We start from the raw sequence: 20,325 nt of genomic DNA on the forward strand, positions 1-20,325 counted from the left end.
ACATAATTCACCCACTTCCGTATGCACACAATCAACCAAAGGTCAACCAAAAACAGCCCGACTTTCAACTCAAAAGCCAGCAAAAATCGACTATTTACATCCTAAAATCTACATAGTAATATCCATTTCGCTTGGTTTGGTACAGAGCCTTTTGCTACCGACGCAAGCATGAATGGGACTCGTTAGAGGTGTATTTGCTTGTGACTACCGAGGGCGTGGTAGGTATCGATGGTGGTGAGGTTGAGATGGCTGAAGTGACGTGGAATACGAAAAAAGAAGAAAGAGAAATTATGTTTCTTTATGATCTTTTCGCTGATGAGGCTGGGTGGCGAGGGCGGCGAAACAGAGATGTATCGATGCCTGCGATTGATATTGCCGCTAAAAAACTCGATGAATTCATATTAGATGTTCTTGGCGACCGAATAGAAAGGGATATCTTGCTTGACAAGCTAAGAAGTATGGATATAAAGGCAAGAGACCTTAGCTTCGAAGACCCTTTTAAAATAAAACACTTGATGAATGATATTTTTGACTACTGCAATTTAACGTCAGACGCCTTTGAGTGGATATCATCCGATAATCAACGACAGTGTGACTTTATCTGGACATACTTAAGAATGTCTGATGAACGCCGTGGAATATTAGAATATAAACAATCGCTTACCATTCCCAATGAGCATGAAGAGTTTGATGAAAAGGATAGGAGGCGAATACCTACGGTTAACCTCTTAAGCTTAAAATCAAATCTCTATGAGAGTCTAGGGCTACCTACGTTAGTAGACGGTAGTCATGCAAAAAAAGAGTGTATTATTCGGTTCTTTGATTTGTGGGATGTATCTAGAGAAAGAAAAGAAGACCAAATGGAGGCACTTGTATATGCATGGAATAAAATTAAAAACAAATCAAAAATGGCTGATTGGTTAAATAAAAATGATAATATGGTTGACTGGGCGTGGACCTATACGTTAAAGAAGTTTTTGAATTTCGATACCCCGGCATGGGTTGATTTATCAAACTCTAAAAATGAAGAAAAAGAGAAAAATGCATTGATCACGCTCTACGATATGCTCTCCGTCAAAGACCAGACGCTGTTAATGGCGTCTTTGAGCAGAAGTGGTGCAGTGCAGAAACATAGAATAAATTCAAACAATCGTAAGTCTATGAGTATTCCGTTATCTGATGAGCATAAAGACATGCTTAAACAGATCGCAAGGGATTCAAACCGTAAAATCTATCAAGTGGTAGAAGAGATGATCGATAAGGCGTATCAGCAGCATTACGCTAACTAACCAAAGTACCTCTCCCCATTGCCCATACAGAATTTGATAAATAATGCTAAAGATGATATTACATCCTCGTTTTAGATATTTTTAAATAGGTGGTTATAATGAGTGAATTTCTGAAAGTGCTGTTGAACATCCGTAGTCTACGTGCAGCAATGCGTGAGTTGTCTCTGGAACAACTCCAAGAAGCCCACGAGAAGATTGAATCGATTTATCTGGAGCGTCTGGAGCACGCAGAGAAAGAGCAAGCAGCCAATGCAGAACGTCAGCAAAAGCTGGCTGAGTTCCAAGCGATGTTGGCTCAGGCTGGTATTGACCCGACTGAGTTGGTAGGCTGTGCCCCAGCAGCAGCGACTGCGGCTAAAGCGAAACGAGCACCTCGGCCCCCGAAATACCGTTATGTTGAAAATGGCGTAGAGAAAACCTGGACCGGTCAGGGACGCACTCCTAAAGCGTTGGCCGCCATGCTGGAGCAAGGCAGGCAGTTGGAAGAATTCCTGATTTGATGTCAAAAGGACTGGCTAACCAGTCCTTTTTCTATTGCGTTGTTGAGTTATTGAAACTTAGCTCAGCTGACATTTGACGATGGCAACCACGTCAGTGCTGAACCGACTCTGGATGCTGCATCGATATATTCTGACCACCAGACCATCATTTCTCGGCGACGTTCCAGATAATCCGTGCGGTTGTATGCGCTACGGACTTCATCTTTGTCAGAGTGCGCCAAGGCAGCTTCTATAACGTCTCGATCAAATCCTCTCTCGTTCAGGGTGGTGCTGCCCAAGGCTCGCAGGCCGTGAGCGACCAAGGTCCCTTCATATCCCATTCTTTTCAAGGCCGCATTGGCTGTTTGCTCGTTGGTGTGCGTTTTAGGATTACGGATACCAGGGAAGATAAATTCACGATGGCCGCTGATCGGTCGCATGAGGTCCAGGTAGGCAAGTGTCTGCGGCGTCAAGGGCACGTCATGACCTCTGCGCTTCTTCATTCTCTCTGGTGGGATCCGCCAGAGTTTCTTTTCCATATCGATCTCTGCCCACCTTGCTCCGGCCGCCTCGCTGGGGCGAGCCAAGGTATGCAGGCTCCATTCGATGAGGCAGCGGGTCTGCAAATTGATGCTGGCCTTCGATAGCCTGTTCATCAGTTCTGGTAACTGGTTGGGGTTAATGCTGGGCATGTGCTGTTTGGCTGGCCGCTGAAACACCTTGCTGATCCCCGAGCAAGGGTTGGCGTCGATCAGACCAGAGTTAACAGCAAAGGTCATGATCTCGTTCACCCGTTGCGTGAGGCGACGCACGGTTTCGAGTTTTCCAGCAGCAGCGATGGGCTCGATGATCTTGATGGCTCGCTGTGCCTTTATTTCCATAACGGGCACTGTGCCTATCTCGGGGAACAGGTACATTTCGAGAGAACGCCAGAGATCCTCGGCATATGCCGGGGTGACGGAAGGGCGCTTAACATCAAACCAGCGCTTGGCGACGGCTTCAAAGGTGTGCTCGCTCTGTGATAACGCAGCGGATGCCTGCTCATCACGATGGTGTTGGGGATCGATGTTTTGTTGCAGCAACGTTTTGGCTTCGGAGCGTTTCTCTCTCGCTTCAGCCAACGACATCTCCGGCCAGGAGCCAAAGCTGATCATGTTTCTCTGTTTAGTTAGGGGGCGGTAGTAACGCAGGCGCCACAACTTGGAGCCATTGGGCTTGATGACGAGCTCCAGACCAGCCCCGTCGCAGAGGGTGTATTCCTTCTCTTTGGGCTTGGCTGCTTTGATCTCGGTTGGGGATAAGGGACGGGTGATACGAGGCATAGGCATACGCTCCGGAAGGCATACAAAACGATATGCCTAACGATATGCCTAAAAGGGCTGGATGGCAACGCACCCCATTGGACAGCATAAGACAACAAAAAACCCGCAAAGCCTTATGCTATGCGGGTTTCTTGGACTTCGTTGGTCACTGTTGGACCGGTATTTGGTGGAGCTGGGGGGATTTGAACCCCCGTCCAAAATTACTACATCCTTGGCACTACATGCTTAGTCACTCTTTACATTCGCCAACCCGCTGCGGAGAGACACGCCACGAATTGACTAGCTCGATTGGTTTTAATGCTTCCGCCCCGAGCAGGACTTCCACACGATCCTGTGAAGGATGACCTTCCGATTCCCTAGGACACAGGCAAGCTAGGGTAGAAGGGCTCAGCGCAGGTTATTAAGCTGCGAGTGCGTAGTTTTCGTCGTTTGCGACTATTTTTTTGCGGTTTATTAACGAGGCCTACCGCACCTCGGCATGCACCTTGGGTTTCGTGAATCTTGTCGAATCCAGAATCAGCCCCAAGTTGTTAAGAGCGATTGTACGCAAAAATCCTGTCATGGCAAGGCGTTGATGGCAATCGACCGGCCTTGGCCGGTCGATTGCTGGTTTATTGGGCGGCGCCCGGCAGGCGGCGCACCATCAACCGCGGTGCTTGTTCTTCATGATGCGCGCTTTTTCCCGATCCCATTCGCGGGCCTTGGTGTCTTCGCGCTTGTCGTGCTCTTTCTTGCCTTTCACCAGGCCGATCTCGACCTTGACCCAGCACTGTTTCCAGTAGAGAGCGAGGGGAACGACGGTGTAGCCCTGGCGGGCGATCAGGCTCTCGAGCTTGTCGAGTTCACGGCGGCTCAGCAGCAGTTTGCGGGTCCGGGTCGGGTCGCACACCACATGGCTGGAGGCCGCTTGCAGTGGCAGGAAGCTGGAGCCGAACAGGTAGGCCTCTCCATCGCGGAAGATGACATAGGCTTCGCTGATGTTGGCCTTGCCCGCCCGCAGAGATTTGACTTCCCACCCTTGCAGGGACAGACCCGCCTCGATCTTTTCTTCGATGAAGTATTCGTGGCGCGCGCTTCTGTTGAGTGCAATGGTGTTGGACCCGGCTTTGTTTTTACTGTTTTTTTTGCTCATGACGGGCGATTTCCGGCAATGACTGGGAGGAGGGCATTATACGTGGGCAAGGGCGGCTGTAAAACGCGCAGCGGGTCAACTGATGGCTTTATGAGCAGTTTGACCGAGGTTTTACCTCCACAAGATGAAACATGATGATAAAATCGCGGCGATTGGATGAGGAAAAGCCATGCCCCGTATTACTCGCAGTGCCCTGGTGATGTTCAGCGCCGAACAGATGTTCAGGCTGGTCAATGATGTTCACGCTTATCCGGAGTTCCTGCCCGGTTGTGTCGGCAGCCGTGTCCACGAAACCGGCGATGACTATATGACGGCCTCGGTCGATGTGGCCAAGGCCGGGATTGCCAAGACCTTTACCACCCGCAATCTGCTCGATGCCAACCGGCAGATCAAGATGGAGCTGGTGGAGGGGCCCTTCAGCAAGCTGGCGGGCTGGTGGACCTTCACGCCGCTGGACGTGGATGCCTGCAAGGTGGAATTCGATCTCGACTTCGAGTTCACTTCCAAACTCATCGAGCTGGCCTTCGGCCAGATCTTCCGCGATCTGGTGAGCTCCATGGTGCTCGCCTTCTCCAACCGCGCCAAGGTGGTGTACGGTGCCTGATCAACTCAACATCGAAGTGGTCTACGCCCTGCCCGAGCGGCAGACGGTGCTGCGCCTGCGGGTGCCTGCACAGACCTCGGTGCTGGCCGCCCTCGAGCAATCCGGCATTGTGCAAAAACACCCCGAGATCGATCTGACGGTCAACAAGTTCGGCATCTACAGCCGACCGGTCAAGGGCTCCGAGCTGCTGCAAGATGGCGATCGCATCGAGATCTACCGTCCGCTCATCGCCGATCCCAAGGAGATGCGCAAGAAGCGCGCGGAAAAGGCCAAGGAAGAGGGACGTGCCGACGTGGTCACGGGTGGCCGTCCCAATGCCAATCGCAAACAGTCTGACTAAATACCTGCATTGGCAGGCAGGATACTTCGTATAAAAAGTGTCAGCACTGGCACGACACCGCATATAAAAAAGGCGCCTTGGCGCCTTTTTTGATCCCGTCATCCACCTGCCAAGTTGAGGCGCTTGGCTACAGCTGGAGCAGTCGCTCGTTCTCGACCACTTCGCAGCCGGCGGGCTGGCGGGAGAGGGTGATCATGGCGCGGGCTACCTGGCCGGCCTCGATGGCGCGCCAGCGGCGCAACCTGCCAACCAGGAGCGGCTTCAGCAACGGGTAGATGGCCTGGAAAAACTGCTCCGAGCGGCGCGGCGGCTGACGATCTCCCAGCAACATGGCGGGGCGCACGATAGCGAGTCGTAGCCAGGACTGGGCCAGCAATGCCTGCTCCATCTCCCCCTTGGTGCGGGGATAAAGGGCAGGGGAGTGCGGGTTGGCCCCCAGGCTCGAGACCACCACCAGTCGCTGGCAGGCGTGGCGGCGGGCCAGCTCGGCAAAGGCCAGCACATAGTCGAGATCGACCCGGCGAAAGGCCTCGGCCGAGCCGGCTTCCTTGCGGGTGGTGCCAAGGCAGCAGAAGGCGAGATCCACCGGTTCGGGCAGATTCACCTCGGCCAGCATATCGAAATTGACTGGCAGCCAGTGGCGGGCGGGTTGCGGCTGCCCGGGCTTGCGGCAGAGCAGGGTCAGTTGGTGCTCTGCTGGCAGTTGTCGCACCAGCTCGCGGCCGATAAGGCCGCTGGCTCCGGCGATCAGGATCCGGCTCATGCTGGCCTCCCAAGTTCAACGAGGGCTGCCAAGGTCTTGCCATCGAGTCGTCCGTGGGTATGGGGATTCTTGGGCTGGTGCATGGAGGCTCCCTCGCTAAGATGGGATGGTGGTGGTCAAATAAAACAAAACCGGCGCGAGGCCGGTTTTGTGGATGGGATCAGAGCGGGGTATGGAAGGCCGCTGGCAGCGGGAAGTCGCCGGTGACCGTGGCCAATCTGTCGTTGGCAAAGGTCAGGGTGAGCTCCTTGCGCTCTTTCTCACCGCGCCCCGGCTGGAATTCATAGAGGTAATACCAGGTGTTCGGGTCAAAGCCGTCGCGCAGCATGGCGGAACCCAGCACGAACTCGACCTGCTCGCGGGTCATGCCCTGGCGCAGTTTGTCGACCTGTTTTTGTTCCACATAGTTGCCCTGAGGAATATCGATGCGATAGACCAGGCTGCAACCAGACAGGGTGAGGGCGGTCAGGGCCGCGGCAATCAGGTGTTTCATCCGCATATCGAGTTCAGATCATCCATTCAAGTCTTTTTAAGCTCGGCAAATCATACCGGCTCCCTCTACGGAAGTAAAAAGCCATTGATCCATCAGCCAATAAAAAGGGCCGCCATGCGACCCTTTCTGCCAATTGCGCCCTTACATGGCGGTGCGGAAGATGGCGACGATCTCTTCGTGGCTCGCCTGCTTCGGGTTGGTGAAGCCGCAGGCATCTTTCAGGGCGTTCTCGGCCAGCAGGTTGAAGTCATCGGCCTTGACGCCGAGCTGCTCCAGCCCGGCCGGGATCTTGACATCGCGAGCCAGCTGCTGGATGGCGGCAATGGCGGCGGCGGCCCCTTGCTCGTCATTCATGGCGTTCACGTCCACCCCCATATGACGGGCTACATCCTTGAGCCGGCCGGCGCACACCTGGGCGTTGTAGGCCTGCACGTGGGGCAGCAGCACGGCGTTGCACACCCCGTGCGGCAGGTCGTAGAAGCCGCCCAGCTGGTGGGCCATGGCGTGCACGTAGCCGAGGCTCGCGTTGTTGAAAGCCATGCCGGCCAGGAACTGGGCATAGGCCATCTGCTCGCGGGCGTGCAGATCGTCGCCCTGATTGACCGCGGTGCGCAGGTGCTTGGCGATGAGCTGGATGGCCATGATGGCGCTGGCATCGGTCACCGGGGTGGCGATGGTGGAGACATAAGCCTCGATGGCGTGGGTCAGCGCATCCATGCCGGTGGCGGCGGTGAGGCCGGCGGGTTTCGCCAGCATCAGCTCGGGGTCGTTGACCGACATCAGCGGGGTGACGTGCTTGTCGACGATGGCCATCTTCACGTGGCGGGCCTCGTCGGTGATGATGCAGAAGCGAGTCATCTCGGAGGCGGTGCCAGCGGTGGTGTTGATGGCGATGAGCGGCAGCTGCGGCTTGGCGGAGCGATCCACCCCTTCGTAATCCTTGATGCTGCCACCGTTGGCGGCCACCAGGGCGATCCCCTTGGCGCAGTCGTGAGGCGAGCCGCCCCCCAGCGAGATGACGCAGTCACAGCCATTGGCCTTGAGCATGGCCAAGCCCGCTTCCACGTTGGTCATGGTCGGGTTGGGTTTGGTCTCGTCGAAAACTGCGCTTTCAATGCCATGTTCTGCCAGCAGGCCGGCGACCTTGGCGACCACGCCGATCTGGTTGAGGATCTTGTCGGTGACGATCAGCGCCTTGCGATGGCCATAACCCTTGATATCGGCTGCCGCCTCTTGCAGACAGCCTGCCCCCATCAGGTTGATTGCGGGAATGTAGAACTTGAATGTCGCCATGATGGACTCCGTTTTATTAGCCATTAAGTGGTATGCGGGCGCCAACATAACATCGTCAGAGGGGATGAAAAGGGGTCAATGGTATCTGCATTGCAACTTTATGGACTCGATCACGTACCGGAAACATGGGTCGCGACAGGGATTGACAAGGGTCCTTGCCCGTTCGCGGGCAGAAAAACGTTTTTCAATTAATTCATCAGGTTAGCAAACGTTTTGCGCCGAATTTGTCACTGTCAATGCAAGGAAGTGTGAGATGCTTCAAGGAATTGGAAAGCGCTTTCGACCATAGTTGGCGCCTCCCCGACGAGGGGAGTGAAGGCTTGAAAGTACCATAAAGAATCATCTTAACTTGCCCCCTGACCATGCTGGTGGGGAGCAACCAGGAGTCCACTATGTCTGATGTATTTCACTTGGGTTTGAAGAAAGCGGATCTGCAAGGCGCCACCCTGGCGATCGTCCCTGGTGATCCCGAGCGCGTGAAGCGCATCGCAGAGCTGTTGGATAACCCGGTGCACCTGGCCAGCCATCGTGAGTTCACTACCTGGCGCGGCGAGATGGACGGCAAGGCCGTGATCATCTGCTCCACCGGTATCGGCGGCCCGTCCACTTCCATCGCGGTGGAAGAGCTGGCTCAGCTGGGCATCCGTACCTTCCTGCGCATCGGCACCACCGGCGCCATCCAGCCGCACCTGAACGTGGGTGACGTGATCGTCACTACCGGTTCCGTGCGCCTCGACGGTGCCAGCCTGCACTTCGCGCCGATGGAGTTCCCGGCCGTGGCCGACTTCGACTGCACCACCGCGCTGGTCAACACCGCCAAAGAGCTGGGTTCCAAGCTGCACATCGGTGTGACTGCCTCCTCCGATACCTTCTACCCGGGTCAGGAGCGTTACGACACCGTATCCGGCCGCGTCGTGAGCCGTTTCCAGGGTTCCATGAAAGAGTGGCAAGCCATGGGCGTGCTGAACTACGAGATGGAATCTGCCACCCTGCTGACCATGTGCACCAGCCAGGGCCTGCGTGCCGGTATGGTGGCTGGCGTCATCGTCAACCGTACCCAGCAGGAAATCCCGAACGCCGAGACCATGGCGAAAACCGAATCTGATGCCATCAAGATCGTACTGGGCGCTGCCCGCAAGCTGATCTGATAGCACCACACCGAGTGGGGGGTGGGGGCCGTTGCGAAAGCACGGCCCCTATCTTTATCCGCCGTTTACCGCTTTGCCCCTCTTCTGCTTGTCTGCCCCTTCATTTCTCCGGTTACCCCTGTTGCCCCGTCATGGCCGCCAGTGCTTGCGCAAAGGGCGCCTCACTGCGGATCTGCATCGGCTCGCCGCTGACCGGATGGACAAAATCGAGTTCACTGGCGTGCAGCATCAGCCGCGGCGCCTGCTCGCAACCGGGCGGCAGCAGGCCGCCATAGAGATCGCAACCCAGGATGGGATGGCCCAGCTGCTGGCTGTGGATGCGCAGCTGATGGGTGCGGCCGGTCTCCGGCACCAGTCTGACCCAGGTCAGCGGCACTGTCTGTCCCTGAATCTGCTGCGCTAGCCGCTCAATCACTTGATAGCGGGAGCGGGCGGGTTTGCCGTTGACGGTGCAGATGCTCATCAGCGGAAACAGCGCCGGATCCTTGGCGATGGAGGCATCGATCACCCCTTCCTCTTCGGCCAGGTGACCGCACAGCAGGGCGCTGTAGGCCTTGCTCACCGTGCGCTGGCTGAACTGGCGGCAGAGCAGGGCGTTGATGGCCTTGTTCCTGGCCACCAGCATGATGCCTGAGGTGCCAAAATCGAGGCGATGGACCAGGGCGCAGCCGGGGTAAGCCTGCACCAGTCGATGGTGCACCGAGTCGAGGTTCTGCGGGTTCTTGCCCGACAGGCTCAGCAGGCCGCTTGGCTTGTTGATGAGCAGCAGGTGCTCATCCTCGAACAGGATCTCGATGGTGGCCGCACAGGGCGGCGCGATGAAGGTGTCGACGATGACGGACATGGGGCGCACGGTCTGAAAAGGGAGGGGGATCATACCCGAACCGGCGAAGCGCGGCGAATCGGTGTGAGTGCCGGCGGCAAGTGATTGATCTGTTTGGCCAAGGCGTTTTGTGACTCCCTCCAGAGTTAATCCTGCCGCCGCTTGCTAAGGTATGGCTCCCTGTCATGTTGTAAGGAGTCCGTCCATGGCGTTGCCCGTTATTCTCGATTGCGATCCCGGCCACGATGATGCCATCGCCCTCATCCTGGCGCTTGCCAGCCCCGAACTCAAGGTGCTGGCGGTCACTACCAGCGCCGGCAACCAGACGCCGGACAAGACCCTCAACAATGCCCTGCGCATCCTGACCCTGCTGGGGCGTGACGATATCCCGGTGGCGGCGGGGGCCCCCAAGCCGCTGGCCCGCGAGCTGATCATCGCCGACAACGTCCACGGCGAATCGGGTCTCGATGGCCCCAAACTGCCTGATCCGGCCTTTGCCCCCGTGGCCATGACCGCCCTTGAGCTGATGGCCAAGTGCCTGCGCGAGAGCCCTGAGCCCGTGACCCTGGTGCCGACCGGCCCGCTCACCAACATCGCCTTGCTGCTGGCGGCCCACCCCGAGCTGAAATCCAAGATCGCTCGCATCGTGCTGATGGGCGGCGCGGCGGGGCCAGGCAACTGGACCCCGGCGGCGGAATTCAACATTTATGTGGACCCGGAAGCGGCCGATATGGTGTTCAAGTCGGGGCTCCCCATCACCATGTGCGGGCTGGACGTGACCCACGAGGCGCAGGTGATGGACGAGGACATAGCGCGGGTGCGCGCCATCACCAATCCGGTGGCCCAGTGCGTGGCCGGGCTGCTCGACTTTTTCATGATCTACCACCGGGATCCCAAGTGGGGATTTGCTGGCGCGCCGCTGCACGACCCCTGTACCATTGCCTGGTTGCTGGCCCCCGCACTGTTTCACGGGGTCGAGTGTCGGGTCGATATCGAGACCGGCGGCACCCATACTAGCGGCATGACGGTGGTGGATCGCTACGGTCTGACCGGCAAAGCGGCCAATGCGCTGGTGTTGCTGGGGCTGGATCGGGCCGGTTTTATCGATCTGCTGGTCACGCGGCTGCGGGCCTTTGACTGAACGCAGTTCCACTCTTGCAAGAAGGGGCGAAGCGATGTGGAAGACAGGGCTGGCACTGCTGGCCGGGTTGCAACTGACGGGGTGTGCCACGCCGTTCGAATCGATGTGGCAGGGGCTGGCGACCTGCGAGCTGGACGATCTCTATCTCGACAGCGAGACCGGCCAGCCGGTGCACCCGCAGCTCAAACACTTCACCCCCTACAAGGTGACGGACGGTTTTGCCTGGTACAAGACCCGCCAGGATCTGCACGGTCTGCCCATCAGCGGTTTTCTCATCCCCTCGTCCACCTTCGAGGTGCACGCCCTGTTCGTGGATACCCCCATCGCCAATGCGCGGCGTCTGACTCACAACGCCTATGGCAGCGAGTTTTCCGACGAGCAGAAGCACGATGCCGGGCTGGTGCCCCTGCTGCTGCGCGACCCCAACAACCCCAAGCGCTCCATCATCGACTGCACCAAGGGGGAGACCCAGGATCCATTGCCAGAGGAGCCTTTCCCCGAATAGGTGCAAGGCCGAAGCCTTGGCACAGATAAATAAAAGAGGGCCAGCCTTGTAGGCTGGCCCTCTTTTATTCTGGTGGGCAGAGACCTGATTAGGGATACCCCAGCGTCTCCTTGATGGCAGGTAATTGCGCCGCGATCCAGGCAGGATTGATGGGCCCCCAGTCACTGATGCGATAGTGCCCCTGCAGATGACGAGCCCCCTCGGTCTGCTCGAAGCCACAGCTGATGTCCAGCTCGGCCAGAGCGCTGAGCGTATCCTGCGCGGTGCGGCGCGGCATGCCGGTTGCCTCCATGATGGCCGGCACCGTATCCGTGCCCTGGCTGATGAGCCAGGCCACGTAGAGCCGGCGATAGAAGCTGGTGCGCGTCTTGCTCGGCTCACTCATTGTCCGTTCCTCCGGCAAGCTGCTTCGCTCATATCTCGTCCTCGAGCCGATCGAAGTAGCGCCAGGTGGCGATGGCAGCCTTGCCCATCACCAGAGCCCAGATGCCGAACCAGAACCAGCGGAAGAAGCTCCAGGTGGAGGCGTCGGGTTCGGTGCTCTCAATCTTGGTGACGTTGGGGAACATGGAGAACATGTTGATGCGCCAGCCGTAGGAGGTGATGATGGCCAGCCGTTTTTCGAACTCCATCGACTTGGCCTTGGCCTGCACGTCGGCGGCGTTGAACTTGAAGTAGAAGGGCCAGCCCCACTCGGTGTCTTCGTTGCGGAACACTCGGATCTTCTCGCCGGGCCGCTCGGTGTAGATGTAGTAGACGTCGGTGGTGGGACCGTCGGCCGGGTTCTTCTGGCTGATGGGACCATCCTTGTCGGTACGTTTCACCTCGACCCCGGTGATGGTGGCGATGGTGTGCTCCGGCAGATAGAAATCGAGCCAGATGGCGGAGACGAGGGCGATGAGCCCGAGGCCGATGAAGGCCGGTTTCTTGAAGGACAGCTTCATGATGATCTCGCATGAGGGGGAGTGACGTGCCTCTACCATACCCACATTTGGTGAGGTAGCCCAGCCCCCAATGAAGCCATGTTATAAAAAAGAGCGTTTAAAACAACAACAAGCCGTCAGCTCCATTAACAGCAAGGCCCCGGATCCGGGGCCTTGCTGTGCTCACGAGGGCGTGGTTACAGCTGGAACTGGGCCAGCTGCTTGCGCTGCTGCTCGGCGAGCTGTGACAGTTCGTGACTGGCGGCGGCACTCTGGCTGATGCCGGCCGCGTTCTGGTTGACGATCTCGTGGATGTTGGTGATGTTGCGGTTGATGTCGGCGGTGACGCAGGACTGCTCTTCGGCGGCGGTGGCCACCTGGGCGTTGGCGCCGTTGATCTGGTTGACCGCTTCGGTGATGCCGCCCAGCAGCGCCTGCACCTCGCCGGAGAGTTGCTGGTTGTGGGCCAGGATGGCGAGGGTCTCCTGCACGCCGCTGTTGGCCGACTGGGACTGGCTCTGCAACTGCTCGATGATGGCCTGGATCTCCTTGGTGGAGTCCTGGGTGCGGGCCGCCAGCATGCGTACCTCGTCGGCCACCACCGCAAAGCCGCGGCCGGTTTCACCGGCGCGGGCGGCCTCGATGGCGGCGTTGAGCGCCAGCAGGTTGGTCTGCTCCGAAATCCCCTGAATGACCTCGATCACCTTGCCGATCTGCTCGGACTGGGACTTGAGCTGGGCCACCTGCGCGGCGGCGCTCTCGAGGCTGCCCGCCATGCGGCTGTTGGCCTGGATGCTCTCGGCAAACAGCGTCAGCCCTTGCTCGACTCTGTCGTTGGCATCGCGCGCCAGCTCGTCGGCCAAGGCGGCGTTGTGGTTGACGTTGTCGGCGGTGCTGGCCAGCTCGGTGACGGCGGAGGCCACCTGCTCGGTCTCGCTGCGCTGTTGCTGGGCGTTGGCTTCGGACTGGGTCATCACGGCGGCGAGCTCGGTGGCGGCGGAGGCCACGTTGCCGCTGATGCCGGTCAGGGTCTGGATGGTGTTGCCAAGCTGGGTCAGGGTCTGGTTGATGTCGGCGGCCAGCTGGCTCAGCTCGTTGTCGCCGTCGGCGGCGGCGCGCACATTGAAGCGGCCCTGGGCCACGGCGCGCATCACCTGCTGCAGCTGGCCGATGGGGCGCACTATCCGGCCGGACAGCCACCAGCCACCAAACAGGGCGGCCAGCAGGGCTGCCCCCATCAGCAGCAGGGTACGCAGCAGGGTGGTGTGGTAGTGGGCCTGTTCCTGGGCGATCTCATCCTGGATCAGCTGGTTGATGTGCGCCGACATGGCATCGATCTGCTTGATGAGATCTTCCCCCAGCTCGCGAAAGCGTAGGCGGGCCTGCTCATAGGCGGCGGGATCACCGCTACCCTGGTGCTTGGCGGCCAGCAGCGGCAGCATGTTGTTGCGGGTGTGGCCGAGGTAGGCCTGCAGGGCGGCCGCCACCCGGCTGTTGTCCTGCTCGGCGCCGGTGATGACCAGTCTGGCCAGGATGGAGCCGATCTCCTGCTCGGCGGCGGTCAGGTCACCGGGCAGCGTGGCAAAGCGTTCGGGGTCGTAGAGGCCATAGATGGCGGTGGTGCGCAGCCGGTAGGTGGCGTGGATCAGGGTGGCGATGTCGTCCTTGTGACGGGTCACGCTGACGGTGGTGTCGTTCATGTCGCCGATGGCGCTGTCGATGTCCTGCTTGCCGATCCCGATCATCAGGATCATCAGCAGGCTGGCGAGCAGGAGAGGAATGAGTACTTGCAGACGGATAGAGAGATTATTCAATGACATGAAAGATCCTGACCCAGAAGAGGAACAAGGCGGCATCTTACACAGGCGCGACAAACCTTGTCACAGGTTTTTATGGCTGAAATCATGCTGAACGAAAAGGTTTTTTCTTGTGTTAAATGAATGTGATAGGCAAGATCGTCGGTCTGTTACCATGGAGGTGTAGTGTGTCCGACTGGATCGATCCCGCCATTCTGGCGCTGTTTATTCCCACGTTCTTTTTTGTCTCCGTGACCCCCGGCATGTGCATGACCCTGGCGATGACCCTCGGCATGAGTCTGGGGGTGCGCCGTACCCTGCACATGATGTGGGGGGAGCTCATCGGGGTCGGCCTGGTGTCGGTACTGTCGGTGATCGGGGTGGCGGCCGTCATGCTCAACTACCCGGCGCTGTTTGCCGCCTTCAAATACGTGGGCGGCGCCTATCTCATCTGGCTCGGCATCCAGATGTGGCAGGCCAAAGGCAAGCTGGCCATCCCGGCGGATCTGTCGGCGGCCCAGGAGACCCGTCCCCTGGCGCTGGCCATGCAGGGTTTCGTCACCGCCATCGCCAACCCCAAGGGGTGGGCCTTCATGGTCTCTCTGCTGCCCCCCTTCATCAACGCGGCCAAGCCGATGGCGCCGCAGATCAGCGCCCTGGTGGCCCTGATCCTGGTCATCGAGTTTTCCTGCCTGCTGCTCTACGCCAGCGGTGGCCGCACCTTGCGCCACTTCCTCGCCAAGAGTGGCAACGTCACCCTGATGAACCGGATCGCCGGCTCCCTGATGTTCGGCGTCGGGGTCTGGCTGGCGCTGGGTTGATTCGCTTGCCAGCTGGCCTGACTCTGCCGAAAAGCCCCGCCCCGCGGGGCTTTTTCGTGATGCCTCTGGGCATTCGAACTTGCCATGAACGCGGTCTCCAGGGTGGGATGGGGGAGGCTGGCCACATTTGCTTACATTTATCCGGTTTGCAAACGGCCGGGATGCCGTCAGTCTCGAATGGCATTCTCTTGCGCCTGCGAGAGAGTGCACAGGGTCCGTTTATTAACATTCCGAGCAAGGAGATTTAAGGATGATGAGGCTGACCAGTATTGCATTGCTCCTGTTTGCCGGCGCGGCAGTCGCCGGCAAAGAGAGAAACCTCGATTTTTACAACATCAAGGAGCCGCAACTTATCGAGCTGTTTGCCCGTCAGCAGGGGGCGCCGGGTCAGTCGATCAGGGATTTCTCCGGACTCTTTCTGGGCAACCCCTACGTCGCCAACCGGCTGATCGGCTCGAGCGATACCCAGGAGCAGCTGGTGGTGGATTTTGGCGGGCTCGATTGCTTCACCTATCTGGATTATGTCGAGTCGCTGCGTCGCGCAACGAGTGTGCATCACTTCATCGAGAACCTGATGCACACTCGTTACGTGAACGGTGAGGTCAACTACCTGACCAGAAAGCACTTCTTCTCCGACTGGGTGCATGGCGACAACAAGGTGAACGACGTGACCCATCTGGTGGGGGGCGCCGCGGTGACCACCGCCAAGCTGCTCAACCAGAAGGCCGACGGCGGCCATTACATTCCGGGGCTGGGGGTGACGGCGCGGGACATCACCTACATTCCCTCCGCCAGCATCGACGAGAACACCCTGAGTCTGCTGGAAGAGGGGGACTACATCGGCATCTACACCGATCTCGCCGGGCTCGACGTGACCCATACCGGCATCTTCATCCGTGGCGAGAACGGCCCCGTGCTGCGCAATGCCTCCTCCCTCTCGAGCAAGATGCAGGTGGTGGACTCCCCCTTCCTGGAGTACGTGCAGAACAAGCCGGGGATCCTGGTCTATCGGCCTCAGGCCGAGGACTCGAGCTCCTAGGGAGGGCCCTGGCCGAGATGGACGCCTTGCGTCCGATAAAAGAAAGCCCCGGACAGTGCCCGGGGCTTCTCTTTTGTTGGCGGTGCTTCCTCAACGGGGTTTGAAGCGGGCGACCCAGGGATTGGCGGTGAGACCGTGCAGGATGACGCTCAGTATGATGGTGCAGAGCACGGTGGCGATGATGGGGCGCTGGCCGAGGAGGGCCGGCTCATTTTGCAGCACCATCACCGCAAAGACGATGCTAGCCAGCCCCCGTGGCCCAAACCAGCCGATGAAGAGCTTGAGTTCAAGCTTGAGGCCGGTGCCGAACAGGCTCAGCCAGACCGGCAGCATGCGCAGCAGGGTGAGGCTGGCGGCGGCATAGAGCCAGTATTGCCAGTGCAGCAGCTCCGTCAGCATGGGCATCAGGGTGGCGCCGAACACCATCCAGATCACCACCGAGAGCAGATCGCCGTACCCCTCGCAGCTGTCCAGATAGGCGTGCTTGTGCTCCCCCAGTTTGCGGCCGATCAGCAGGCCGCCGACGAAGGCGGCGATGAAGCCGCTGCCGCCCAGGGTCTGGGCCAGCGCGAAGCAGAGCAGGGCCAGCCCCGGCATGGTGAGCTGGCGCCATAGCGGCAGCTGCCAGCCGTTGAGGTAGGAGGTCTTGAGCAGGCGCAGGGTGAGGCTGGTCAGCCCCCAGGCCACCAGCAGGCCGATGCCGATCTCCTCCAGCAGCAAGGTGAGTGCCAGCAGGCCGGTACCGCTGTGCTGCTCGGTGGGGGCGATGAGGGCGAGCAGCAGGAGCAGCACAGGCACGCAGATGCCGTCGTTGAGGCCGCTCTCCTGGTTGAGCCCCTCCCGGATGGGGGCGGGCACTGCCGGGTTGCTCACCACCGCCTTGCCGAGTGCCGCATCGGTGGGGGCGAGTATGGTGGAGAGGATCGCCATCTCCAGCAGCGGCAAATCGGGGAAGAGCCAGTGACCGAACAGGGCGCCGGCCGCCAGGGTGAGCGGCAGGCCGATCAGCAGCAGCCGGATGGGCAGGGCGCGGTTGGCCAGCAGCACCTGCCAGTTGGTGTTGGCCGCGTCGCTGAACAGCACGATGACCAGGGTCAGCTCCGCCAACAGCTTGATGCCGTCGCTGTCGATGGAGAGGGAGAGCAGCTCGATGCCGCCCGGCCCCAGCAGCCAGCCCATCAGCAGAAACAGCAGGGGGCCGTTGACGAGGCGCGACTCAAAGCGCCCGGCGATCAGGCTGTAGACCAGCAGAAAGGCGGCGATCACCGCCAGGTTCTGGTAAATCAGGGACGCATCCATGCAGCCTCCTGTGGCAGGGTCTCTGTGGTGAGGGTCAGTCGGTCAGGCAGTCCGGGTCGAATACGTATTCGCCATCCAGCCAGCGCAGGATCTCGCCGACGCAGGATTGGTCGCGAAACGGCAGGTAGCGGGCCTTGAGATGGGCCACCTGCTCAGGGGTCAGCTGGGCCAGCCCTATGTCCTGAAACAGCGGCAGATCGGCCTGGATCATGGCGGAGATCTGCGGGCCGCAGGTGGCATTGAGGGAGGCGTGCAGCGCCTTGTCCGGATCGTACTGCTTGCCGAGCTTGTAGCTCATGGGCAGGGTGGCCAGCGGCAACACCGACAGCGCCGCCTGTTTCATGGGGTTGACCGCGTGGCCCGAGGTCAGCTCGGCGAGTTCCGCCGGGCGGTTCTCGAAGGCGCGCAGGTGCAGGAAGCTGCTGGCCTTGCTGCCGTCGTTGACCGGGTAGTTGTCCCACAGGAACGGCTTGCGATGCAGCCACTCGGCCACCTGCTTGAGGTGGGCCGCCGGATAGTCGCTGGAGCAGACTTTGGGGCCGGTCCAGAAGATCTCGAAGCGCTTGTCCAGCCCCTGCCCCAGATCCTGCAGATAGTGGGGCGGCATGGCGCCGAACACCTTCTCCAGCACGGGGTCCGTCGAGTAGTAGCTGGGACAGAAGAGCAAGCGGCCTGCGCGGGTGTGGGCCGCGATGTCGTGGGCGATGGTGAGCTGCCAGTGAGCGAGATCCGGGGTATCCCCCTTCATGTCGTCAAACAGCACGGCCAGGATGTCGGGTTTGAGCTCCTCCTCGATGAGCCGCACCTTTTCCAGCAGGGCTGGCCGCTGGCGGGCATAGTCGTGGTGCGCGCCCATGGGGCTCAGACCCACCCCGAAGGCGAGGCCGTTGTCGCGGCACTGGCGGGCGAGCTGGCGCAGCGCCTCGAGCTGGGCGGCAGGCCAGGGTTTGGCCCAGTGCTTGCGCAGGTAGCCATCTTCCTTGGGGGCATAGAGATAGAAGCCGTAACCGTGGCGGGGCAGCCACTGGGCATAGCGGGCGCGGGCTTCCCAGCTCCAGCCCTTGCCAAAGAAGCCCTCGATCACCCCCAGCTGGGGCGAAGGGGGTTGCAAGCCGGACAACAGGGTTTGGTAAGGCATAGGTAACTCCCTTCTCGCAGAGGACGAGGCAGACAACGACGATCAGACCGGATCTTCTTCCAGAAAGCGCACCCCGATCTTGCGGGGCTCACCCTCGTCCATTTCGGCCACGGTCCAGATCAGTCCCTGCCATTCGACGTGGTCGCCGACTACCAGATTATCGCCCAACTGGTGGGCAATGAAATGGCCAAGGGTCTGATCCGCCACCTCGCTCACATCCAGCCCGTACAGGGGGGCGAGATCCACCAGGTTGGCGGCCGCCTCCAGCAGGAAGTCGCCGAAGAAGCGCGGGCCCAGATCCTGCTCCGGCGCCTGGCTGAACAGCTGGCCGAGGGCGGGCAGGTCGCGCTCGTGGCCGATGACGCAGAGGATGTCATCGGATTGCAGACAGGTACTGCCCGAGGGGTGCAGCAGCTCCTGATCGCGGAACAGGGCGCAGATGCGGGTGCCCTTGGGCATGCGCAGATCCCGCAGCGGCGAGCCGATGCACCACTTCTCGTCGCTCAAGCGATAGACGAAGGTCTCCCACTGGGAGTCGAGATCGATCTCGAGCCCGGAGCGGTTGATGGGTGAGGGGGGCGCCGGTACCTCCACCCGCGCCAGCCTGGAGGCCAGCGGCAGCGAGCTGCCCTGCAAGATGAGCGAGACCAGCACCACGAAGAAGGCGACATTGAAGTAGAGCTGGGCGTTGGGCAGCCCCGCCATCATGGGGAACACCGCCAGAATGATCGGCACCGCGCCGCGCAGGCCGACCCAGGAGATGAACCAGCGCTCGCGGGGGGCGAAGTTCTTGAACGGCAGCAGCCCGATCCAGACCGAGATGGGGCGGGCGAACAGGATCATCCACATGGCCAGCGCCAGCGCCGGCAGGGCGATGGGCAGCAGCTTGTGGGGGGAGGCGAGCAGCCCCAGCACCAGAAACATGCCGATCTGGCTGAGCCAGGTCAGGCCGTCCAGCACCGACAAGGTGGTGCTGCGACTGCGCAGGGAGAGGTTGCCAAGCAAGAGGCCGGTGAGATAGATGGCGAGGATGCCGCTGCCGCCCACCGCCGTGGTGAGGGCGAAGATGAGCAGGCCGCCGCTGACGGTGAGCAGCGGGTAGAGGCCGGGGGCCAGCTTGGCGCTGTTGATGAGCTTCCACAGCAGCCAGCCGCCGCCAAGGCCGATGCCGGCGCCCAGCCCGAACTGCTTGAGCAGTTGCAGCAGCAGAAAGCCGGCGTTGAGGTCTTGCTGGGCGCTGGCCAGCACCTCGATCAGGGTGACGGTGAGAAACACCGCCATGGGATCGTTGCTGCCCGATTCTATCTCCAGGGTGGCGCTGACCCGCTCGTTGAGACTGCGCCCGCCGAGCAGGGAGAACACCGCTGCCGCATCGGTGGAGCCGACGATGGCGCCGATCAGCATCCCCTGCATCAGGTTGAGGTCAAACAGCCAGGCGGCGGCCAGGCCCGTGAGGCCGGTGGTGATGGCCACCCCGACCGTGGCCAGCGACAGCGCGGGCCAGAGCGCCACCCGAAACGAGGAGACCCGGGTGCGCATGCCGCCGTCGAGCAGGATGATGGCGAGCGCCAGGTTGCCCACCAGATAGGCGATGGAGTAGTCGGCGAAGTGGATGCCGCCGGGGCCATCTTCACCGGCCAGCATGCCGACGGCGAGGAAGATCACCAGGATGGGGATACCGAGACGGGAGGAGAGCGCGCTCAACAGGACACTGGCGCCCACCAACAAGGCCGCGACGAGGAAAAAACTGTTGATGGTGACGGCATCCAATGGCGAACTCCTTCTGTCAAAATGCAAATCAGGCACATTATATGCAGTTTGTTGGGCTCGGTGTGGCTTAATTGTGCATTTATTTGCAGTTTTTTACATTTTCGGTGTCATTGCTGCGAAGGGTTCTGGCCATCAAAAGGGGGTCGCCGGCGTCGCCAGCGCGGCGAGCAACGTGACCATGTTCACAAAGTGGGCAGATAGCGACAG

Annotated in this window: 21 protein-coding genes and 1 other RNA gene; 9 read left to right on the top strand and 13 right to left on the bottom strand. The window is 60.0% G+C overall.

Going from position 1 to position 20,325, the window contains the following annotated elements; all coding sequences use genetic code 11:
- The first annotated feature begins 200 nt into the window (after positions 1-200).
- Both ACPW75_RS04575 and ACPW75_RS04580 read left to right on the top strand, forming a co-directional pair.
- A complete protein-coding gene (locus ACPW75_RS04575; protein WP_143239028.1) occupies positions 201-1,289 on the top strand; it encodes a hypothetical protein in 1,089 nt (362 codons plus the stop codon).
- A gap of 98 nt (positions 1,290-1,387) precedes the next feature.
- Positions 1,388-1,789, top strand: coding sequence for an H-NS family nucleoid-associated regulatory protein (locus ACPW75_RS04580; RefSeq protein ID WP_077097891.1), 402 nt, complete (start codon positions 1,388-1,390; stop codon positions 1,787-1,789).
- Between the two features lie 62 nt (positions 1,790-1,851).
- On the opposite strand, the gene ACPW75_RS04585 is transcribed toward ACPW75_RS04580, so the two are convergent.
- From ACPW75_RS04585 to smpB, 3 genes are all read right to left on the bottom strand, one after another.
- The gene (locus tag ACPW75_RS04585; RefSeq protein WP_010673972.1) at positions 1,852-3,090 is read right to left on the bottom strand and encodes an integrase domain-containing protein; all 1,239 of its coding nucleotides are present in this window, start codon (positions 3,088-3,090) and stop codon (positions 1,852-1,854) included.
- Positions 3,091-3,254: 164 nt separating this feature from the next.
- Positions 3,255-3,614: a transfer-messenger RNA gene (ssrA, locus tag ACPW75_RS04590) on the bottom strand.
- Between the two features lie 119 nt (positions 3,615-3,733).
- Positions 3,734-4,222: an SsrA-binding protein SmpB gene (gene smpB / locus ACPW75_RS04595; protein WP_011705343.1), complete on the bottom strand. Its 489-nt coding sequence runs from the start codon at positions 4,220-4,222 to the stop codon at positions 3,734-3,736.
- Between the two features lie 169 nt (positions 4,223-4,391).
- Between smpB and ACPW75_RS04600 the strand changes: the two genes are divergently transcribed.
- Positions 4,392-4,826: an SRPBCC family protein gene (locus ACPW75_RS04600; protein WP_011705344.1), complete on the top strand. Its 435-nt coding sequence runs from the start codon at positions 4,392-4,394 to the stop codon at positions 4,824-4,826.
- On the top strand, positions 4,819-5,166 hold the full coding sequence (locus tag ACPW75_RS04605) for an RnfH family protein (protein WP_011705345.1): 348 nt from the start codon (positions 4,819-4,821) through the stop codon (positions 5,164-5,166). Before ACPW75_RS04600 ends, ACPW75_RS04605 begins: the two co-directional genes overlap by 8 nt.
- A gap of 127 nt (positions 5,167-5,293) precedes the next feature.
- Here ACPW75_RS04605 and ACPW75_RS04610 read toward each other — a convergent pair whose 3' ends face one another.
- The 3 genes from ACPW75_RS04610 to yiaY form a co-directional block, all read right to left on the bottom strand.
- Positions 5,294-5,929, bottom strand: coding sequence for an NAD(P)H-binding protein (locus tag ACPW75_RS04610; protein ID WP_077097827.1), 636 nt, complete (start codon positions 5,927-5,929; stop codon positions 5,294-5,296).
- Between the two features lie 160 nt (positions 5,930-6,089).
- Complete coding sequence (locus ACPW75_RS04615; RefSeq protein ID WP_011705347.1) at positions 6,090-6,428, bottom strand: outer membrane protein assembly factor BamE; 339 nt, start codon at positions 6,426-6,428, stop codon at positions 6,090-6,092.
- Positions 6,429-6,563: 135 nt separating this feature from the next.
- Positions 6,564-7,715: an L-threonine dehydrogenase gene (gene yiaY / locus ACPW75_RS04620; RefSeq protein ID WP_024943859.1), complete on the bottom strand. Its 1,152-nt coding sequence runs from the start codon at positions 7,713-7,715 to the stop codon at positions 6,564-6,566.
- Between the two features lie 392 nt (positions 7,716-8,107).
- Here yiaY and udp point away from each other — a divergent pair, with 392 nt between their 5' ends.
- Positions 8,108-8,863, top strand: coding sequence for a uridine phosphorylase (udp, locus tag ACPW75_RS04625; RefSeq protein WP_011705364.1), 756 nt, complete (start codon positions 8,108-8,110; stop codon positions 8,861-8,863).
- 112 nt (positions 8,864-8,975) lie between these two features.
- Here the strand turns inward: udp and ACPW75_RS04630 are convergent, their stop codons facing one another.
- Positions 8,976-9,740 carry an RluA family pseudouridine synthase gene (locus ACPW75_RS04630; protein WP_179101514.1) on the bottom strand — a complete coding sequence of 255 codons (765 nt, stop codon included), beginning with the start codon at positions 9,738-9,740 and terminating at the stop codon, positions 8,976-8,978.
- A 151-nt stretch (positions 9,741-9,891) separates the two neighbouring features.
- Between ACPW75_RS04630 and rihA the strand changes: the two genes are divergently transcribed.
- Both rihA and ACPW75_RS04640 read left to right on the top strand, forming a co-directional pair.
- A complete protein-coding gene (rihA, locus tag ACPW75_RS04635; RefSeq protein ID WP_016350161.1) occupies positions 9,892-10,827 on the top strand; it encodes a pyrimidine-specific ribonucleoside hydrolase RihA in 936 nt (311 codons plus the stop codon).
- A gap of 34 nt (positions 10,828-10,861) precedes the next feature.
- The gene (locus ACPW75_RS04640; protein WP_077097833.1) at positions 10,862-11,332 is read left to right on the top strand and encodes a hypothetical protein; all 471 of its coding nucleotides are present in this window, start codon (positions 10,862-10,864) and stop codon (positions 11,330-11,332) included.
- An 88-nt stretch (positions 11,333-11,420) separates the two neighbouring features.
- On the opposite strand, the gene ACPW75_RS04645 is transcribed toward ACPW75_RS04640, so the two are convergent.
- From ACPW75_RS04645 to ACPW75_RS04655, 3 genes are all read right to left on the bottom strand, one after another.
- Positions 11,421-11,717: a winged helix-turn-helix domain-containing protein gene (locus ACPW75_RS04645; RefSeq protein ID WP_029303501.1), complete on the bottom strand. Its 297-nt coding sequence runs from the start codon at positions 11,715-11,717 to the stop codon at positions 11,421-11,423.
- 28 nt (positions 11,718-11,745) lie between these two features.
- Entirely contained in the window at positions 11,746-12,276 is a 531-nt protein-coding gene (locus ACPW75_RS04650) for a DUF1523 family protein (protein WP_016350163.1), read from the bottom strand.
- A gap of 176 nt (positions 12,277-12,452) precedes the next feature.
- Entirely contained in the window at positions 12,453-14,075 is a 1,623-nt protein-coding gene (locus ACPW75_RS04655) for a methyl-accepting chemotaxis protein (protein WP_190283660.1), read from the bottom strand.
- Positions 14,076-14,239: 164 nt separating this feature from the next.
- On the opposite strand from ACPW75_RS04655, the gene ACPW75_RS04660 reads away from it, so the two are divergent.
- Together ACPW75_RS04660 and ACPW75_RS04665 are read left to right on the top strand one after the other, a co-directional pair.
- Complete coding sequence (locus ACPW75_RS04660) at positions 14,240-14,872, top strand: LysE family translocator (protein WP_011705371.1); 633 nt, start codon at positions 14,240-14,242, stop codon at positions 14,870-14,872.
- 250 nt (positions 14,873-15,122) lie between these two features.
- Positions 15,123-15,911 carry a DUF1460 domain-containing protein gene (locus tag ACPW75_RS04665; RefSeq protein ID WP_077097837.1) on the top strand — a complete coding sequence of 263 codons (789 nt, stop codon included), beginning with the start codon at positions 15,123-15,125 and terminating at the stop codon, positions 15,909-15,911.
- A gap of 90 nt (positions 15,912-16,001) precedes the next feature.
- On the opposite strand, the gene ACPW75_RS04670 is transcribed toward ACPW75_RS04665, so the two are convergent.
- Genes ACPW75_RS04670 through ACPW75_RS04680 form a run of 3 tightly spaced genes read right to left on the bottom strand, consistent with a single transcriptional unit; the run spans position 16,002 to position 20,118 of the window.
- Entirely contained in the window at positions 16,002-17,210 is a 1,209-nt protein-coding gene (locus ACPW75_RS04670) for a cation:proton antiporter (protein ID WP_077097839.1), read from the bottom strand.
- Between the two features lie 34 nt (positions 17,211-17,244).
- On the bottom strand, positions 17,245-18,348 hold the full coding sequence (locus ACPW75_RS04675) for a beta-N-acetylglucosaminidase domain-containing protein (RefSeq protein WP_024943852.1): 1,104 nt from the start codon (positions 18,346-18,348) through the stop codon (positions 17,245-17,247).
- Between the two features lie 42 nt (positions 18,349-18,390).
- On the bottom strand, positions 18,391-20,118 hold the full coding sequence (locus ACPW75_RS04680; protein WP_011705375.1) for a potassium/proton antiporter: 1,728 nt from the start codon (positions 20,116-20,118) through the stop codon (positions 18,391-18,393).
- Positions 20,119-20,325 lie beyond the last annotated feature (207 nt).

The organism is Aeromonas sp. FL131, assembly GCF_049860615.1.
GTDB lineage: Bacteria > Pseudomonadota > Gammaproteobacteria > Enterobacterales > Aeromonadaceae > Aeromonas > Aeromonas hydrophila.

Coding starts and splice junctions, on each gene's coding strand:
- ACPW75_RS04580 (WP_077097891.1), top strand. CDS start 1,388: ATGAGTGAATTTCTGAAAGTGCTGTTGAACATCCGTAGTCTACGTGCA.
- ACPW75_RS04585 (WP_010673972.1), bottom strand. CDS start 3,090: ATGCCTCGTATCACCCGTCCCTTATCCCCAACCGAGATCAAAGCAGCC.
- smpB (WP_011705343.1), bottom strand. CDS start 4,222: ATGAGCAAAAAAAACAGTAAAAACAAAGCCGGGTCCAACACCATTGCA.
- ACPW75_RS04600 (WP_011705344.1), top strand. CDS start 4,392: ATGCCCCGTATTACTCGCAGTGCCCTGGTGATGTTCAGCGCCGAACAG.
- ACPW75_RS04610 (WP_077097827.1), bottom strand. CDS start 5,929: ATGAGCCGGATCCTGATCGCCGGAGCCAGCGGCCTTATCGGCCGCGAG.
- ACPW75_RS04615 (WP_011705347.1), bottom strand. CDS start 6,428: ATGCGGATGAAACACCTGATTGCCGCGGCCCTGACCGCCCTCACCCTG.
- yiaY (WP_024943859.1), bottom strand. CDS start 7,715: ATGGCGACATTCAAGTTCTACATTCCCGCAATCAACCTGATGGGGGCA.
- udp (WP_011705364.1), top strand. CDS start 8,108: ATGTCTGATGTATTTCACTTGGGTTTGAAGAAAGCGGATCTGCAAGGC.
- ACPW75_RS04630 (WP_179101514.1), bottom strand. CDS start 9,740: ATGATCCCCCTCCCTTTTCAGACCGTGCGCCCCATGTCCGTCATCGTC.
- rihA (WP_016350161.1), top strand. CDS start 9,892: ATGGCGTTGCCCGTTATTCTCGATTGCGATCCCGGCCACGATGATGCC.
- ACPW75_RS04640 (WP_077097833.1), top strand. CDS start 10,862: ATGTGGAAGACAGGGCTGGCACTGCTGGCCGGGTTGCAACTGACGGGG.
- ACPW75_RS04645 (WP_029303501.1), bottom strand. CDS start 11,717: ATGAGTGAGCCGAGCAAGACGCGCACCAGCTTCTATCGCCGGCTCTAC.
- ACPW75_RS04650 (WP_016350163.1), bottom strand. CDS start 12,276: ATGAAGCTGTCCTTCAAGAAACCGGCCTTCATCGGCCTCGGGCTCATC.
- ACPW75_RS04655 (WP_190283660.1), bottom strand. CDS start 14,075: ATGTCATTGAATAATCTCTCTATCCGTCTGCAAGTACTCATTCCTCTC.
- ACPW75_RS04665 (WP_077097837.1), top strand. CDS start 15,123: ATGATGAGGCTGACCAGTATTGCATTGCTCCTGTTTGCCGGCGCGGCA.
- ACPW75_RS04670 (WP_077097839.1), bottom strand. CDS start 17,210: ATGGATGCGTCCCTGATTTACCAGAACCTGGCGGTGATCGCCGCCTTT.
- ACPW75_RS04675 (WP_024943852.1), bottom strand. CDS start 18,348: ATGCCTTACCAAACCCTGTTGTCCGGCTTGCAACCCCCTTCGCCCCAG.